This is a genomic window from Bacillus sp. FSL P2-0069, from assembly GCF_038593315.1.
Classification (GTDB): Bacteria; Bacillota; Bacilli; order Bacillales; family Bacillaceae; genus Bacillus; species Bacillus safensis.
Window position 1 is genome coordinate 644,386 of record NZ_CP151984.1, and the last position, 14,999, is coordinate 659,384.

Genomic DNA, 14,999 nt, shown 5'->3' on the forward strand with positions numbered 1-14,999 from the left:
TTGATTAAGCTAAGCTTATAACAAGTATACAAAATTTTCTTGCGATTCATGAAAAAAGAAAGATGCAGCTGCTGACGAGAGAGGGAGGAATGACAAAGTGGAGACCCGGGATTACTTAATCAAACCGATGTTGAATCAGCATTATCCTGTGGCTGTGAAAGGAGAGGGGATTTATTTATATGATCGGGACGGGAAAAAATATTTAGACGGCTCATCGGGTGCTGTCACGGCAAGTATTGGACATGGCATACGAGACATCATTGATGCCATGACAGAGCAAGCGGAAAAGGTGAGCTTTACGTACAGATCACAATTCACAAATGAACCAGCAGAAGAACTTGCCTATGAATTGAGTACGCTCTGCCCAGGGAACCTGAACTGGTCTTTTTTTGTCGGAAGCGGATCAGAGGCAACAGAGACCGCCATGAAAATTGCCATTCAGCATTGGCAGGAGCAGGGGAAGGCTGAGAAGAATCACATCATCTCAAGATGGATGAGTTATCACGGCATCACACTCGGTGCGCTGTCGATGTCAGGTCATATTGCAAGGAGAGAGCGCTTTGAACCACTGCTCGAAAAACACCCGGTGCTGTCTCCGCCATACAGCTATCGTTCGTGGCTGCCAAAGGAAGAAAGCAAGCAGGTCGAATGGTATGTACAGGAATTTAAAACTGTCATCCAGCGTATAGGAAAAGAGAGGATTGCGGCTTTTATTGCAGAGCCGATTGTTGGAGCAGCGGGCGCGGCGCTTGTTCCGCCAGATGGATATTTTGCGGCGATGAAGCGAGTTTGTGAGGAAAACGATATTTTAATGATTGCAGATGAAGTCATGACAGGCTTTGGACGAACTGGGAAAATGTTTGCCATGGAACATTGGGGCGTCGTACCAGATATTATGGTACTCGGAAAAGGCATGAGCGCCGGCTATGCACCGATTGCTGCAGCTGTCTCAGCAGATCATGTGATTGCACCGATCCTCAGCGGTTCGGGCTCTGTGATGGCAGGCCACACTTATAGCGGCAATCCGCTTTCAGCAGCCGTCTCACTGGCTGTCATTCGATACATGAAAAAACACCAGCTTTCAGAACGGGCTGATCTGTCTGGCCGATATTTAATGAATGCTTTAAAGGATTTGCAAACAAAACATTCCATCATAGGGGATGTGAGAGGAAAGGGACTGCTCATTGGCATTGAGTTTGTCGCAGACCGATTATCGAAAACACCATTTCCTGCCCATGCTCAAATGACGCATTTAGTTGTGGAGACGGCCAAGCAAAATGGTTTGCTTGTTTACCCAGCAAGCGCTGGAGAGGATGGTGTGGGAGGTGCAGCGGTCATGATCGCACCACCTCTTTCCATTACGCAGCAGGAGATGGATGAACTGATTCATTTATTCGGGCAGACAATGACGCAGGTCGAGCAAGAAGTCATCAATCGAGGGTTTTTCCCATCTGCCATGTAGGGAGGAAAAATGATGAACAAAACAGCGAACTTTGATCAAGTCATCACGCATTTTAGAGACGGAATGACCATCATGTTTGGCGGCTTTGGCGGTGTGGGGTCCCCGCCATCATTGATCGATGCCATCCTAGAAGCCAATATCAAAGACCTGACATTGATCGGAAACGATGCAGGCTTCCCGCAAATCGGTGTTGGCAGGCTGATCACAGAAGGAAGAGTGAAGAAAATCATTGCCTCTCATATTGGCTCAAATCCAATTGCCGGGCAGAAAATGCAGGCAGGTACACTAGACGTTCTTTTTTACCCGCAGGGCATCCTAGCAGAAAAGATCAGGGCAGGCGGGATGGGTTTAGCGGGCATTGTGACAGATGTCGGCATGGATAGTCTCAATCTTGATGAGAAACAATTGGTTCAGCTGGATGGAAAGAAGTATATTCTTGAGCCTGCACTGACTGCGGATATCGCGATTGTGAATGCCCTCAAAGCAGATGAAGCAGGCAACCTGATTTTTGATAAAAGCGCGCGGAATACAAACCCGATTGTGGCGATGGCAGGAGACTGGACCATTGCGGAAGTAGAAGAGATTGTGCCTGTTGGTAGGCTTCATCCAGAGGAAATCGTCACACCAGGCGTATTTGTGAACCAGATCGTGCAATCAAAAGGAGTGAACTGGACATGGGCATGGGAGACATCGATTTAAGACACCGCATAGCCAAACGCGCGGCACAGGAAATTGAAGATGGGATGATCGTCAATCTTGGGATCGGCATCCCGACCCTTGCAGCTGAATACATCCCAGCACATTACGAGGTGTGGCTGCATGCAGAAAACGGCATTATGGGAGCAGGCGGTTCACCAGTACAAGGGGAAGAAGATCCGAATTTGTGCAATGCCGGCGGTTTTCCCATTACGTTAACAAAAGGCGGCTCATATATGGACAGCACAACCGCTTTTGGCATCATTCGCAAAGGAATGCTGGATATGACCATTTTAGGTGCACTTGAAGTCAGCAGTCATGGGGATCTTGCCAATTGGATTGTGCCAGGGAAACGAGTGCCGGGTATGGGTGGAGCGATTGAACTTGCGCAAAAAGCGAAAAAGGTGGTGGTCGTGATGAGCCACCTTGATAAACATGGACAATCTAAGATAAAAGCAGCCTGCACGCTGCCCTTAACTGCTAAGTCTTGTGTAGATCTGATTATTACGGATATGGCAGTCATTGAGGTCAAATCACAGCTGCTCATTTTGCGTGAAGTCATGCCGCCGTATCAGCCGGAAGATGTCATGAGGGCGACAGAGGCGCCGCTCATTTTAGCGCCTGATGTCAAATCTGTTGTGTAGAAAGGATGACCGACTTGCAGCCAACCACACGTATCAGAAACTGGATGAAAGAGCATAAGGAGGAAGCCGTGACGCTTCTTCAGCAAATGGTGCAATGTGACAGCACACAAGGAAATGAGCAAGAAGTACAGCAAATCGTAGCAAATAAACTTTCTGCCATTGGCTTTGATGTTGACATGTGGGACATTGGCGGAGATGACTTGCTGAACCATCCGTATTTTTATTCCCCGAGGCGTTCCTTTAACGGAAGTCCCAATGTCGCTGGACGATTGAAAGGTAAAGGAGGCGGCAAATCTATTTTATTAAATGGGCATGTGGATGTTGTCCCGGCAGGAGATCACAAACAATGGACATATCCGCCCTACAGCGGGCATATCATAAACGGGAGACTTTATGGACGCGGGGCAACAGATATGAAAGGTGGAAACGTTTCTTTACTCTTTGCACTTGAGGCACTGCATGCGCTTCAGATTCCGCTGAAGGGAGATGTTGTGTTTCATAGTGTTGTCGAAGAAGAGAGCGGCGGTGCAGGCACCCTTGCAGCCATACTAAGAGGATATACCGCAGATGCAGCCATCATTCCAGAGCCAAGTCATATGAAAATCTTTCCGATTCAGCAGGGATCTAAATGGTTCAGACTGCATATTAAAGGAAGGGCTGCTCATGGCGGAACAAGATATCACGGCGTTTCTGCTATTGAAAAGAGCACGATTGTCCTTTCACATATAGCGGCACTTGAAGAAGAAAGAAATCAGCGAATCACCGAGCCGCTGTTTCAGCATATCCCAATCCCGATCCCAATCAATATCGGGAAAATTCAAGGCGGTGATTGGCCATCCTCTGTAGCAGACCTTGTCACAATGGAAGGCAGGCTCGGGGTGATGCCCGGTGAAACGGTAGAACAGGCAGAGAAGGAATTAGAAAATTGGATGGCAGGACTCGGAGAAAAAGATGAATGGTTCCAAGAGCATCCTGTTGAGGTCGAATGGTTTGGTGCAAGATGGCTTCCGGGTTCAATCGATACAGATCATCCGCTTTTAGGTTTATTGAAGGAACAATATGAAGCGGTCATGAAGCAGCCGCCGAAAATCGAAGCCGCCCCTTGGGGAACGGACGGCGGATTACTGTCACAAGCTACAGGTATTCCGATCATCGTGTTTGGACCGGGAACAACGGAGCTTGCCCATTTTCCGAATGAATCCATTGACATTGAGCATGTGATTGAAGCAGCTGAAATTATTGCAGGGACAATGGTCGAATGGTGTGAAGCAGCGGAATGAGATGAAAATGATCACAAAAAAGAAGGCTGCCTTACTCAGCCTTCTCTTTATGTGTGTCCTGCTGCTCACACATATATGTCACTGGACAAAAACGAAGAATGCCAGACCCCAGTTTCATACCGCCAAACATGATGCTAAAAAGCAGCATTTTACTCCATGGTTTTCTAGCATATAAGGATCCAGCCACAGTACATATTGTCATTCCGCAGGCAATTCTAATGAGCGCTTCCATTAAGCCGAGATTAGGTTTCATTGAAGGTGAATCTCCTTTTTTAAATTATTTTAAGTGTGATTTCAAGAAATTGTAACGTTTCATTAATGCGTAACGTAGTTCGTTATGTTACGATAGGGCTAATACAAATGAAGGAGAGTATGTGAATGTCCGAACGTACTTTTAATTGGAGAAACAATGACATCCGCACACAAATCGATGTAGTCGACTCAAAAATAGTTCCAACACTCCTTTTAACGAATGGACTCGTGCTTAACCCGTTTTTGAAGCAATGGGTGAAGGCAAATATTTGGATACATGATGATCGAATTGTTTATGTCGGAGCAGAGCTTCCTCAAAATAAATCAGCTAAACGTGTGATTGATTGTGAAGGGAAATACATTGTGCCTGGGTATATAGAGCCTCACGCGCATCCGTTCCATATTTATAATCCCCAATCACTTGCAGAATATGTGTCTCAATTTGGCACAACAACAATGGTCAGCGATAACTTATTTCTTCTTTTGCAAAGCAATGAAAAGAAAGCGCTTTCCACCCTATGTGAATTAAAAAAGCAGCCATTTCAGTATTTCTGGTGGTCCAGATACGATCTTCAAACGGAAGTCAGATATGAAGATGAGATGCTGCCAGTCAACTACCGGAAGGAATGGATTGATCATCCTGACGTCCTCCAAGGCGGCGAATTAACAAGCTGGCCAAGATTGATGGACGGTGATGATCTCATTTTATATTGCATGCAAGAAACAAAGAAGCAGAGAAAACGAATTGAAGGGCATTTCCCTGGAGCTTCTGAGAAAACGCTAACAAAAATGAAGCTGTTTGGCGCGGACAGTGATCATGAAGCGATGAATGCCGACGATGTGTTAAAACGCTTGTCCCTTGGCTATCATGTTTCATTGCGGCATTCTTCCATCCGCCCAGATTTAGTGAACATTTTAAGAGAACTGCATGAGCGTGACTTTAGACACTATGATCACTTTTTCTATACAACAGATGGTGCTGCCCCTCACTTTTATGAGGAAGGCATGATTAACCGTTTGATTTCGATTGCCCTTGAAGAAGGCGTGCCGATCATTGATGCGTATAATATGGCGACATTTAACATTGCAAAATACTATCAAATTGATGATTTATTAGGCGTTGTTGGCCCAGGCCGGCTGGCTTCTTTGAATATTTTAGATGATCCAATGAACCCAAATCCTGAAACGGTCATATCTAAAGGGGTTATTCTCAAATTAGATGGCGAGAACCAGCATCAATTCCAAGAAACAAAATGGGAAAATGGCGGGCTTGCTCCATTAGATTTAAGCTACGACCTCACGATGAGTGATTTGCAATTCTCTATGCCGCTAGGTGTGAAGATGAGAAATGCTGTCATCATGGAGCCTTATACAGTGGAAATTGATAACTCAATCAACCAGCTGTCATGTGACCATGATCAAAGCTTCTTTAGCCTGATTGACCGAAAAGGTGAGTGGCGTGTGAATACGATGCTAAAAGGGTTCGCAAATAAAGTGCAGGGCTTTGTCAGCTCATTTTCGCTCACGGGTGATATTTTAGTGATCGGGAAGAATAAAGAAGATATGATGCTGGCACATAAGCGGATGAAAGAAATTGGCGGGGGAATCGTACTCACAGAGAACGGGAAAATTTTGCACGAAATCCCGCTGCAATTATCAGGTTGTGCATCGGCTGAACCGTTTGAGACTGTTCTTCAGCAGGAACAAACATTACGTGAGCTGCTCATTGAGCGCGGCTATCCATTTGACTGCCCAATTGATACACTTGTCTTTTTCCAAAGTACACATTTGCCGTATATTCGAGTGACACCAAGAGGAATATTTGATGTCATGAAAAAAACTGTACTCTTTCCGTCTATAATGCGTTAAAATATAACAGAGTGGAGCTGTATCATCTTTGCTGCATTTCTGACTGCTGTTATAGGGCAGAAGTGAGCCATGGTTCTCTTCACTGCCATGTAAGTGATCATGATCTTATGTGGAGCTGTTGACAAAGCAGAGGGCTTTGACATGACGAATGAAGTACTCTAATTGTAAAATGAATTTGCCGGTTACGCTGACCGGCCAACATATTTTGAATAACCCGAGCAAGGCGGGGCGCATATTTGTGGTCTCGCCGAGCTTTCCGCAAAGCCTGTATATGAGGGCAGAAGACCTAACCAAGCAGAAGTCATCTTTATACCGGAAGCAAACAAGTTTGTCAGATTGTCATACAAGGAAAATGACAGAACTTGTCGAATTTGTTTACGATAAAGAAGCTTCGGCTTACGAAAGAACCTGACGGCATTTTCAGCGTAGAACCAAACCTGTCATGATCTGTTCAAAGCTCATTGCTGAGGTTTTAAAAAAATTAGTCAGGAAAGATACCGCTTTCTTAGAAGAAGATCGTGCGAAGCGGTGTGGCAATAGTAAAGGAGAAGATGTATTAAGATGCAAATTGATAAATTAAGGGGCAAAAGCTTAGATCAGTTATTCAACTCCATCTTATCCCTTAAAGACCTGGAAGAATGTTATCGATTCTTTGATGATTTATGTACCATCAATGAAATCCAATCTTTATCACAGCGTCTTGAAGTAGCGCGTATGCTTCGTGAGGGAAACACGTATCATAAAATTGAGACGGAAACAGGTGCAAGCACTGCAACCATCTCACGTGTCAAACGCTGCTTGAACTATGGCAACGATGCCTATACGATGGCACTTGACCGCGTAGCAGAACAGCAGGAAAATAACGAAACAAAATAAAGCAGCTTTCACTGTAAACAATCCTTTTTACGAAAAATGGACTTGTTTGCAGTTTTTTTATGAAAAGGCGGGCAGGGGCTGATAAAGTGTCCCTGTTTTTTTACTTTAGCTCGCCCATCAACCATCTTTCTCCTTCATAGGAGATGCCGCCTTCGCTTGAGATGATTTCCTTAAACTCTACTGTTTGCAAACTTAGTACGCGATTGATCAAAAATATTAACAAAAAAGGCGCGTTTCCGCACCTTTTCGAGCTAGACAGATGGCTGTGTGCCTGAGAACATCGGCACTTCGCTTGTCTCGCCATTCTCTTGTCTAAAGATAATATGTTTTTCATTAAAATGAATAGGCGATTCTATTCCCGCAGCTGCGGATAAATTAAACAAACCTTCTCTAAGAGACAGGATATAATTGCACACTCGGTATTTTTTTTCTTCAATCGATAAACCCTTTTGCAGCTTTGGATCAGTCGTGGCGACCCCGACCGGGCATTTATTCGTGTGGCAGACTTGGGCGCGAATGCATCCGACTGAAAACATGAGACCTCTGGCAATATTCACAAAGTCAGCTCCCATTGAAAGGGCAATCGCAATTTTATCAGGCGAGAGAAGCTTGCCAGAAGCAAAGAGCTTCACCTGATGTCTGACACCGTATTCTTTCAATATTTGATGAACCATTGGGAGCGCCGTGAAAATCGGCAGCCCTGCGGAATCCGCCAATTCATGAAAGGACGCCCCTGTACCGCCTTCTCCGCCATCCACTGTAATGAAATCAGGGTGTTTCCCGCTTTTTTTCATATAGCTGGCGAGCTCTTCAATATTTTCTTTATGTCCGACAACAAGTTTGATTCCAACTGGCTTTCCGCCTATACTCCGCAGCTGTTCAATGAAATCAAACATGTCAGGAATGGAGTGGAACATCTCAAAGCGGTTTGGGCTGTCAATGGATTGGTGAGGTGGTAATTTACGGATATTCGCTATTTCTTCCGTCACCTTTTCGCCGTCAATATGACCGCCGCGTGTTTTTGCTCCTTGTGCCAGCTTGAGTTCAAAGGCTTTGACTTCCTCGTGTTCGCTTTTTTTCTTGAATTCTTCAAAGGAAAATGCGCCATCCTCTGTTCTAACGCCAAATAAACCAGGCCCAATCTGGCAAATGATATCTGCGCCGCCTTTGAGGTGATAAGGAGAAAGCCCGCCTTCACCTGTGTTCATCCACGTCCCGCCGGCCATTTTTAATCCTGAGGATAGAGCTGTAATCGCCCTGTCGCCTAAGGAGCCGTAGCTCATGGCAGATTGACCGATCAGTCCTTTCACATGGAAAGGCTTTTGACATGTATGTTCGCCAATGACTTGTACATCCTCTTGATGGAGAAAGTAAGGATTTGCTTCGACTTCTTTGACATGTTCACTTCTTCTCAGTAAATTGTCTTGATCAATCTGATACACTTTCGTTTTGATTTTTTCAGATTGATCGATGCGAAGTTCATTTCGCTGCTTTGGAAACAAAACGTTTCGAATGTAATAGCCTGGCTTGTCAAAATCACGTTTTGATCCAAAGCCCATCGTCCGGCTTTTGTACTTCCCTGACATGACCGCCTGCTCGTATTCTCTTCTTGAGAAGGGCAATTCCTCTCGGTCATTCAGAAACAGATATTGGCGAAGCTCAGGTCCTATTTTTTCAAAGATAAACCGCAGCTTTCCAATGACCGGATAATTTCGCAGAACTGAATGTTCTTCTTGTTTTTCATCCCTCATCCAAATCCAGATCAATAGAATGATTGGGATGATCAAACAAATGACTAGCAATGCGCCGATGACAATTAAAGTTGTTGTCACGAAGATCCCCTCTTTTCTCTTTCATTGCTGTTGTTATTCCACTTTTTAATGAAAGAGAAACCACACCAGCATATTGTGACGTTTAGAAATGAAAAGGCGGGGTAACTTACAAATAAGATCATAAGGGGAGGGAACATACATGAATAAGCGTCCAAATGCGTATGTACTTGCAGGATTAGGGGTTGGAGGAGCTGTGTTATTAGCGGTAAAAAATAAACAGCATCTGAAAAAATGGGCAGGCATGTTCCGGTCAGATGAAAAGGTTCCTGAAAAAGCCGGCCACCCAGATCCATTAGATATCCAAGACAACAAGATGGTCGACGAAGGGGCCATGACATCCGTCCATTATTTTAATGAAGTGAGACAATAGTTTGAAAAAACCGTTTTGAAAGATCAAAACGGTTTTTTTCTTGTGATGTTATAGCGAAGAGGATCGACAATAGTAAAACCGATCAGCTCATTGTGATCAGGTGTTGAGAATTGGAATTCAACGCCTGACAGTTGATAGGTTGAGAGAATTTCCTGATCCGTCAAACGTAAAGAAAGCTCATCCTCATAAACCGGTGTGTTCCGCAGCACTTTGGATTCTTCTGAAAATAACTCCAAGCCAGCCACTCGGCCCTCTTGGTCGATATCTACATTGACACATTCATTGACATCTAATTCAATGGTTTTTTTGATTTTCATATGCTTCGCTTGCGGGGTGATATAGATGTATCCGATGTCTATATTTTGTTCATATGTAATCGTTCTTTTCAACTGAGTCACCTCTGCTTAATAGATGGTTTTTAAATCTATAGTAAAATATTCCTTTATTGTATAATAGCATGTGACAAAGTGCCAAAATAACAACCTCTTTCAGCTCCTCTTCTAGTGGATTTTTTATCTATTCTCCAGCAATTTTATGTAAAGTCACGATCACCCATTTTCAAAAGAATGAAACTTTTAGCTAAAGGAGGTTACCCATTTTTTGCGGCCTTTGATTTTGTTATAATATTTAAATGGAATGAAACGAATGGAGGAACGTTTTTCATGTATGATGTTACCGAGTGGAAGCATGTCTTTAAACTCGATCCAAATAAAGAAATTTCCGATGAACAGCTAGAAGCGATTTGCGAATCTGGGACGGATGCCATATTGATTGGCGGAAGTGATCATGTGACAGAGGACAACGTGCTTCAATTGATGTCAAAGGTCCGCCGGTTTCTAGTGCCATGTGTGCTCGAAATCTCCACACATGAGATGATTGTGCCTGGCTTTGATCTGTATTTCATCCCGACCGTTTTAAACAGCTCTCACCCTGATTGGATTGTTGGGCTGCACAAGGACGCAATGAAGGAATTCGGTGATTTGATGTCAATGGAAGAGATTGTGCCTGAAGGCTATGTGATCTTAAATGAAGATTGTAAAGCGGCCAAGCTTACAGAGGCAAATACAGCGCTGGATATTGATGACGTCAGGGCATATGCAAGAGTGGCAGAGCATTTGATGAAGCTGCCCGTTTTTTATCTGGAATACAGTGGAACGCTTGGAGACATAGAGCTTGTCAAAGAAACAAAAGCAGTGCTTGATGAAACAGTTCTTTTTTATGGCGGCGGCATCGAGAACGCTAAGCAGGCAAAAGACTTCTCCCAGCATGCAGACGTCGTGGTTGTAGGAAACGTCATTTATGACAATTTCAAAGAAGCATTAAAGACAGTCGAAGCAGTCAAAAAGTCATCATAGTCAAATAAGACGAAACGGGTTAAAATAGAACATAAGTTCGAATTGGCGGTGAATGGAATGAATGAAATATCGAATCATCTATTAGAAGGGCTGAATGACGCGCAGAAAGAAGCAGTCAAAGCAACAGACGGTCCTTTATTGTTGATGGCAGGAGCAGGAAGCGGGAAGACACGGGTGCTCACACATCGAATTGCCTACTTAATGGCAGAAAAGCATGTGGCGCCGTGGAATATTTTAGCGATTACATTTACAAATAAAGCAGCACGTGAAATGCGTGAACGTGTCCAAGCTATTTTAGGGCCTGGCGCTGATGACATCTGGATCTCTACGTTCCACAGCATGTGTGTCCGCATTTTAAGACGTGATATTGACCGCATTGGTGTGAATCGCAACTTCTCTATTTTAGACACATCTGACCAGCTTTCAGTTATTAAAAACATTTTAAAAGAACGGAATATCGATCCTAAAAAGTTCGACCCGCGCAGTATTTTAGGATCAATCAGCAGTGCAAAAAACGAACTCATTGACGCAGAGGAATACGCCAAAACAGCGGGTGATTTCTATGATCAAGTGGTCAGCGATGTCTATACAGATTATCAAAAGCGTTTACTCAAAAACCAATCACTCGACTTTGATGATTTAATTATGATGACAATTCGTCTGTTTGAGCGCATTCCTGAAGTATTAGAGCACTATCAGCGGAAATTCCAATACATTCATGTGGATGAGTATCAGGATACGAACAGAGCACAGTACATGCTTGTGAAACTGCTCGCGCAGCGCTTTCAAAATATATGTGTTGTCGGTGACTCGGATCAGTCTATTTATCGCTGGCGCGGAGCGGATATTACAAACATTCTCTCCTTTGAAAAAGATTATCCATCCAGTGAAGTGATTCTGCTTGAGCAAAATTACAGATCGACGAAACGCATTTTGCAAGCCGCAAATACGGTCATTCAAAACAATGCAAACCGGAAGCCGAAAAATCTTTGGACAGAAAATGATGAAGGAGCGAAGATTGCCTATTATCGTGCAGATAATGAATTTGGTGAAGGACAATTTGTCGCAGGAAAGATTCGTCAGCTTCATCAGAGCGGAAAGCGCAAATTATCCGATTTTGCGATCCTTTACCGGACAAATGCTCAGTCTCGTGTCATAGAGGAAACGTTAATGAAAGCCAACATTCAGTACAATATTGTCGGCGGCACGAAGTTCTATGACAGAAAAGAGATCAAAGACATTTTGGCATACTTACGCCTAGTGGCAAACCCAGATGACGATATTAGTTTTGCGCGAATTGTCAACGTACCAAAGCGCGGAATCGGGGCGACATCTGTTGATAAAATTGCAGCATATGCTGAGATGAATGACCTGTCTATGTTTGAAGCACTTGGTCAGGTGGATTTCATTGGACTGAGTGCACGGGCAGCCAATGCGCTTGATGAGTTCAAACAGCTCATTGATCAAATGACGAACATGCAGGATTATTTATCTGTCACTGAATTAACAGAAGAAATTCTAGAGAAAACAGGCTATCGTGAAGCGCTGAAGCTTGAAAAAACGATTGAAGCACAAAGCCGCTTAGAAAATATTGACGAGTTTTTATCCGTCACTAAGAATTTTGAAGAACAAAATGAGGACAAGTCACTTGTGACCTTCCTCACAGATCTCGCCCTCGTCGCAGACATTGATAAACTGGATGAGAATGAAGAAGAAGATCAGGATGCCGTCATCTTAATGACACTTCACGCTGCAAAAGGTCTAGAATTCCCTGTTGTTTTCTTAATGGGAATGGAGGAAGGTGTCTTCCCGCACAGCCGTTCATTAATGGAAGATGCAGAGATGGAAGAAGAGCGCCGCCTCGCTTATGTTGGCATCACACGAGCTGAAGAAGAGCTTTATTTATCAAGTGCAAAAATGAGAACACTTTTCGGCCGGACAAACATGAACCTTGAATCAAGATTCATTCGAGAAATACCAGCCGATTTATTGGACAACCTAAATGAGAAAAAAGAAACAAAAACACCGTTTGGTCAAACAAGAGAAAGACCGCAAAGACGGGGACCAGTCTCGCGTCCGCAAACTCAAACGATTCAAAACACAGGCGGCGGCAGTATTGGCTGGGCTGTGGGCGATAAAGCGGCCCATAAAAAATGGGGCGTTGGTACGGTTGTGAGTGTGAAAGGCAGCGGAGACAGCACAGAGCTTGATATTGCGTTCCCAAGCCCTACTGGGATTAAGCGTCTTCTCGCAGCATTTGCACCAATCGAGAAGCAATAGAATGATCGGACTGACAAAACGGATGAATTGAAAGGAAGAAGCAGATGGATAAAGAAGCAGCGAAACGCCGGATCGAGGAACTGCACCAGATTTTGAATCAATACAACTACGAATATCATACACTTGATCGTCCAAGTGTTCCTGACGCTGAATATGATGCGCGGATGCGTGAGCTGATTTCTCTGGAGGAAGAGCACCCTGATTTAAAAGCAGCGGATTCTCCCTCACAAAGAGTAGGCGGCGCTGTTTTAGACGCCTTCCAAAAAGTACGTCACGGCACACCAATGCTCAGCCTTGGGAATGCGTTTAATGAACAGGACCTTCTTGATTTTGACCGTCGGGTTCGTCAAGCAGTCGGTGACGATATCGCATATAATGTCGAGCTGAAAATTGATGGACTCGCTGTTTCTCTCCGTTATGAAAATGGCGTGTTTGTCCGAGGAGCGACACGCGGAGATGGAACAACGGGGGAGGATATTACTGAAAACCTCAAAACGATTCGTTCCATCCCGCTTAAAATCAAACGCCCTCTGTCGATTGAAGTGAGAGGCGAGGCATTTATGCCAAAACCTTCTTTTGAAGCATTAAATGAAAAAAGAATACAAAACGAAGAAGAGCCGTTTGCAAACCCGCGTAATGCGGCTGCAGGTTCACTTCGTCAGCTTGATACGAAAATTGCAGCGAAACGAAACCTTGATATATTCGTCTACAGTATAGCGGAGCTTGATGAAATTGGTGTTGAAACGCAAAGCGCAGGACTTGATCTTCTCGACGAACTTGGCTTTAAAACAAACAAAGAAAGACGGATGTGCCAAACGATCGAAGAAGTCATCGACCTTATTGAAACATTAAAAGTAAAGCGTGCCGATTTTTCATATGAAATCGATGGAATTGTCATTAAAGTCGATTCACTGGCTCAGCAGGAAGAACTCGGCTTTACAGCAAAAAGCCCGCGCTGGGCGGTTGCGTACAAGTTTCCAGCTGAAGAGGTCGTAACGAAGCTGCTTGATATTGAACTAAGCGTCGGGCGAACAGGCGTGATTACACCAACAGCGATTCTTGAGCCTGTCAAAGTAGCAGGGACGACAGTGCAGCGTGCATCTCTTCATAATGAAGATTTGATCAAAGAAAAGGATATTCGCTTGTTTGATCAGGTGATTGTGAAAAAAGCCGGCGATATTATTCCTGAAGTCGCAGGTGTCCTTGTCGATCAGCGTACAGGCGAAGAAAAGCCGTTTCACATGCCAACTGAATGTCCAGAGTGTCATAGTGAGCTGGTGCGAATCGAAGGAGAAGTGGCCTTGCGATGCATCAATCCAGAATGTCCTGCCCAAATACGTGAGGGTCTCATTCACTTCGTTTCCCGTAATGCAATGAATATTGATGGGCTTGGCGAGCGGGTCATTACACAGCTCTTCAAGGAACAGCTAGTCTCTCGTGTGTCAGACCTTTACCGATTAACGAAAGAAGAGCTGATTCAGCTTGAACGAATGGGCGAAAAATCTGTCGACAATTTACTGCGTTCGATTGAGCAGTCGAAAGAAAACTCTCTTGAGCGTTTACTATTTGGACTCGGCATTCGATTTATTGGTTCAAAGGCGGCTAAGACCTTGGCGATGCATTTCGAAAACATCGATCAATTAAAGCAAGCAACGAAAGAACAATTACTTGAAGTCGACGAAATTGGTGAAAAAATGGCTGATGCCGTCGTCACGTACTTTGAGAAAGAAGAAATACTCGATCTGCTGAACGAACTAAAAGAGCTTGGAGTCAATATGACCTATACAGGACCAAAGCCGGTAAAAGCAGAAGAAAGTGATTCCTATTTTGCAGGAAAAACCATTGTGCTGACAGGAAAGTTAGAAGAAATGGCTCGAAACGATGCAAAAGCAGCGATCGAAGCATTAGGCGGCAAGCTGGCAGGCAGTGTGAGTAAAAAAACAGATCTAGTCATTGCCGGAGAAGCAGCGGGGAGTAAGCTGACAAAGGCAGAAGAACTCAATATTGAAATTTGGGACGAAGCTAAAATGCTCGAGGAGCTAAAGAAATAAGAGGAGTGTTTTCTATTGAAAAAGTTGTTATT

At 44.2% G+C, this 14,999-nt stretch carries 13 protein-coding genes; 10 read left to right on the forward strand and 3 right to left on the reverse strand.

Features of this window, described 5'->3' with window-relative positions; all coding sequences use genetic code 11:
• The first annotated feature begins 97 nt into the window (after positions 1–97).
• From NSQ34_RS03230 to NSQ34_RS03245, 4 genes are read left to right on the forward strand one after another with little or no spacing between them, the layout of a single operon-like run.
• Positions 98–1,462, forward strand: coding sequence for an aspartate aminotransferase family protein (locus NSQ34_RS03230; protein WP_025092628.1), 1,365 nt, complete (start codon positions 98–100; stop codon positions 1,460–1,462).
• Between the two features lie 12 nt (positions 1,463–1,474).
• On the forward strand, positions 1,475–2,161 hold the full coding sequence (locus NSQ34_RS03235) for a CoA transferase subunit A (RefSeq protein WP_024426692.1): 687 nt from the start codon (positions 1,475–1,477) through the stop codon (positions 2,159–2,161).
• The gene (locus NSQ34_RS03240; protein ID WP_024426691.1) at positions 2,137–2,802 is read left to right on the forward strand and encodes a 3-oxoacid CoA-transferase subunit B; all 666 of its coding nucleotides are present in this window, start codon (positions 2,137–2,139) and stop codon (positions 2,800–2,802) included. The genes NSQ34_RS03235 and NSQ34_RS03240 overlap by 25 nt, the downstream gene beginning before the upstream one ends.
• 14 nt (positions 2,803–2,816) lie before the next feature.
• Positions 2,817–4,082 carry a peptidase gene (locus tag NSQ34_RS03245; protein ID WP_342501038.1) on the forward strand — a complete coding sequence of 422 codons (1,266 nt, stop codon included), beginning with the start codon at positions 2,817–2,819 and terminating at the stop codon, positions 4,080–4,082.
• Positions 4,083–4,113: 31 nt separating this feature from the next.
• Here the strand turns inward: NSQ34_RS03245 and NSQ34_RS03250 are convergent, their stop codons facing one another.
• Complete coding sequence (locus NSQ34_RS03250) at positions 4,114–4,335, reverse strand: DUF2892 domain-containing protein (RefSeq protein ID WP_024426689.1); 222 nt, start codon at positions 4,333–4,335, stop codon at positions 4,114–4,116.
• Positions 4,336–4,460: 125 nt separating this feature from the next.
• Between NSQ34_RS03250 and NSQ34_RS03255 the strand changes: the two genes are divergently transcribed.
• Positions 4,461–6,203: an adenine deaminase C-terminal domain-containing protein gene (locus NSQ34_RS03255; RefSeq protein WP_024426688.1), complete on the forward strand. Its 1,743-nt coding sequence runs from the start codon at positions 4,461–4,463 to the stop codon at positions 6,201–6,203.
• 561 nt (positions 6,204–6,764) lie between these two features.
• On the forward strand, positions 6,765–7,079 hold the full coding sequence (locus NSQ34_RS03260; RefSeq protein WP_024424524.1) for a YerC/YecD family TrpR-related protein: 315 nt from the start codon (positions 6,765–6,767) through the stop codon (positions 7,077–7,079).
• 251 nt (positions 7,080–7,330) lie between these two features.
• Here the strand turns inward: NSQ34_RS03260 and NSQ34_RS03265 are convergent, their stop codons facing one another.
• On the reverse strand, positions 7,331–8,911 hold the full coding sequence (locus NSQ34_RS03265; protein ID WP_098676689.1) for an FMN-binding glutamate synthase family protein: 1,581 nt from the start codon (positions 8,909–8,911) through the stop codon (positions 7,331–7,333).
• A gap of 139 nt (positions 8,912–9,050) precedes the next feature.
• Between NSQ34_RS03265 and NSQ34_RS03270 the strand changes: the two genes are divergently transcribed.
• A complete protein-coding gene (locus NSQ34_RS03270) occupies positions 9,051–9,281 on the forward strand; it encodes a hypothetical protein (protein ID WP_046314118.1) in 231 nt (76 codons plus the stop codon).
• A 23-nt stretch (positions 9,282–9,304) separates the two neighbouring features.
• On the opposite strand, the gene NSQ34_RS03275 is transcribed toward NSQ34_RS03270, so the two are convergent.
• Positions 9,305–9,670 (reverse strand): DUF2283 domain-containing protein, encoded by a 366-nt coding sequence (locus NSQ34_RS03275; protein WP_098676688.1) that lies wholly within the window; start codon positions 9,668–9,670, stop codon positions 9,305–9,307.
• A gap of 273 nt (positions 9,671–9,943) precedes the next feature.
• Here NSQ34_RS03275 and NSQ34_RS03280 point away from each other — a divergent pair, with 273 nt between their 5' ends.
• The 3 genes from NSQ34_RS03280 to ligA are packed head-to-tail and all read left to right on the forward strand — an operon-like array spanning position 9,944 to position 14,967.
• On the forward strand, positions 9,944–10,636 hold the full coding sequence (locus tag NSQ34_RS03280; RefSeq protein ID WP_034282821.1) for a heptaprenylglyceryl phosphate synthase: 693 nt from the start codon (positions 9,944–9,946) through the stop codon (positions 10,634–10,636).
• Between the two features lie 57 nt (positions 10,637–10,693).
• Positions 10,694–12,916, forward strand: a complete 2,223-nt coding sequence (gene pcrA, locus NSQ34_RS03285; protein ID WP_041116090.1) for a DNA helicase PcrA — start codon at positions 10,694–10,696, stop codon at positions 12,914–12,916.
• Positions 12,917–12,960: 44 nt separating this feature from the next.
• Positions 12,961–14,967, forward strand: coding sequence for an NAD-dependent DNA ligase LigA (gene ligA / locus NSQ34_RS03290; RefSeq protein ID WP_024426682.1), 2,007 nt, complete (start codon positions 12,961–12,963; stop codon positions 14,965–14,967).
• Positions 14,968–14,999 lie beyond the last annotated feature (32 nt).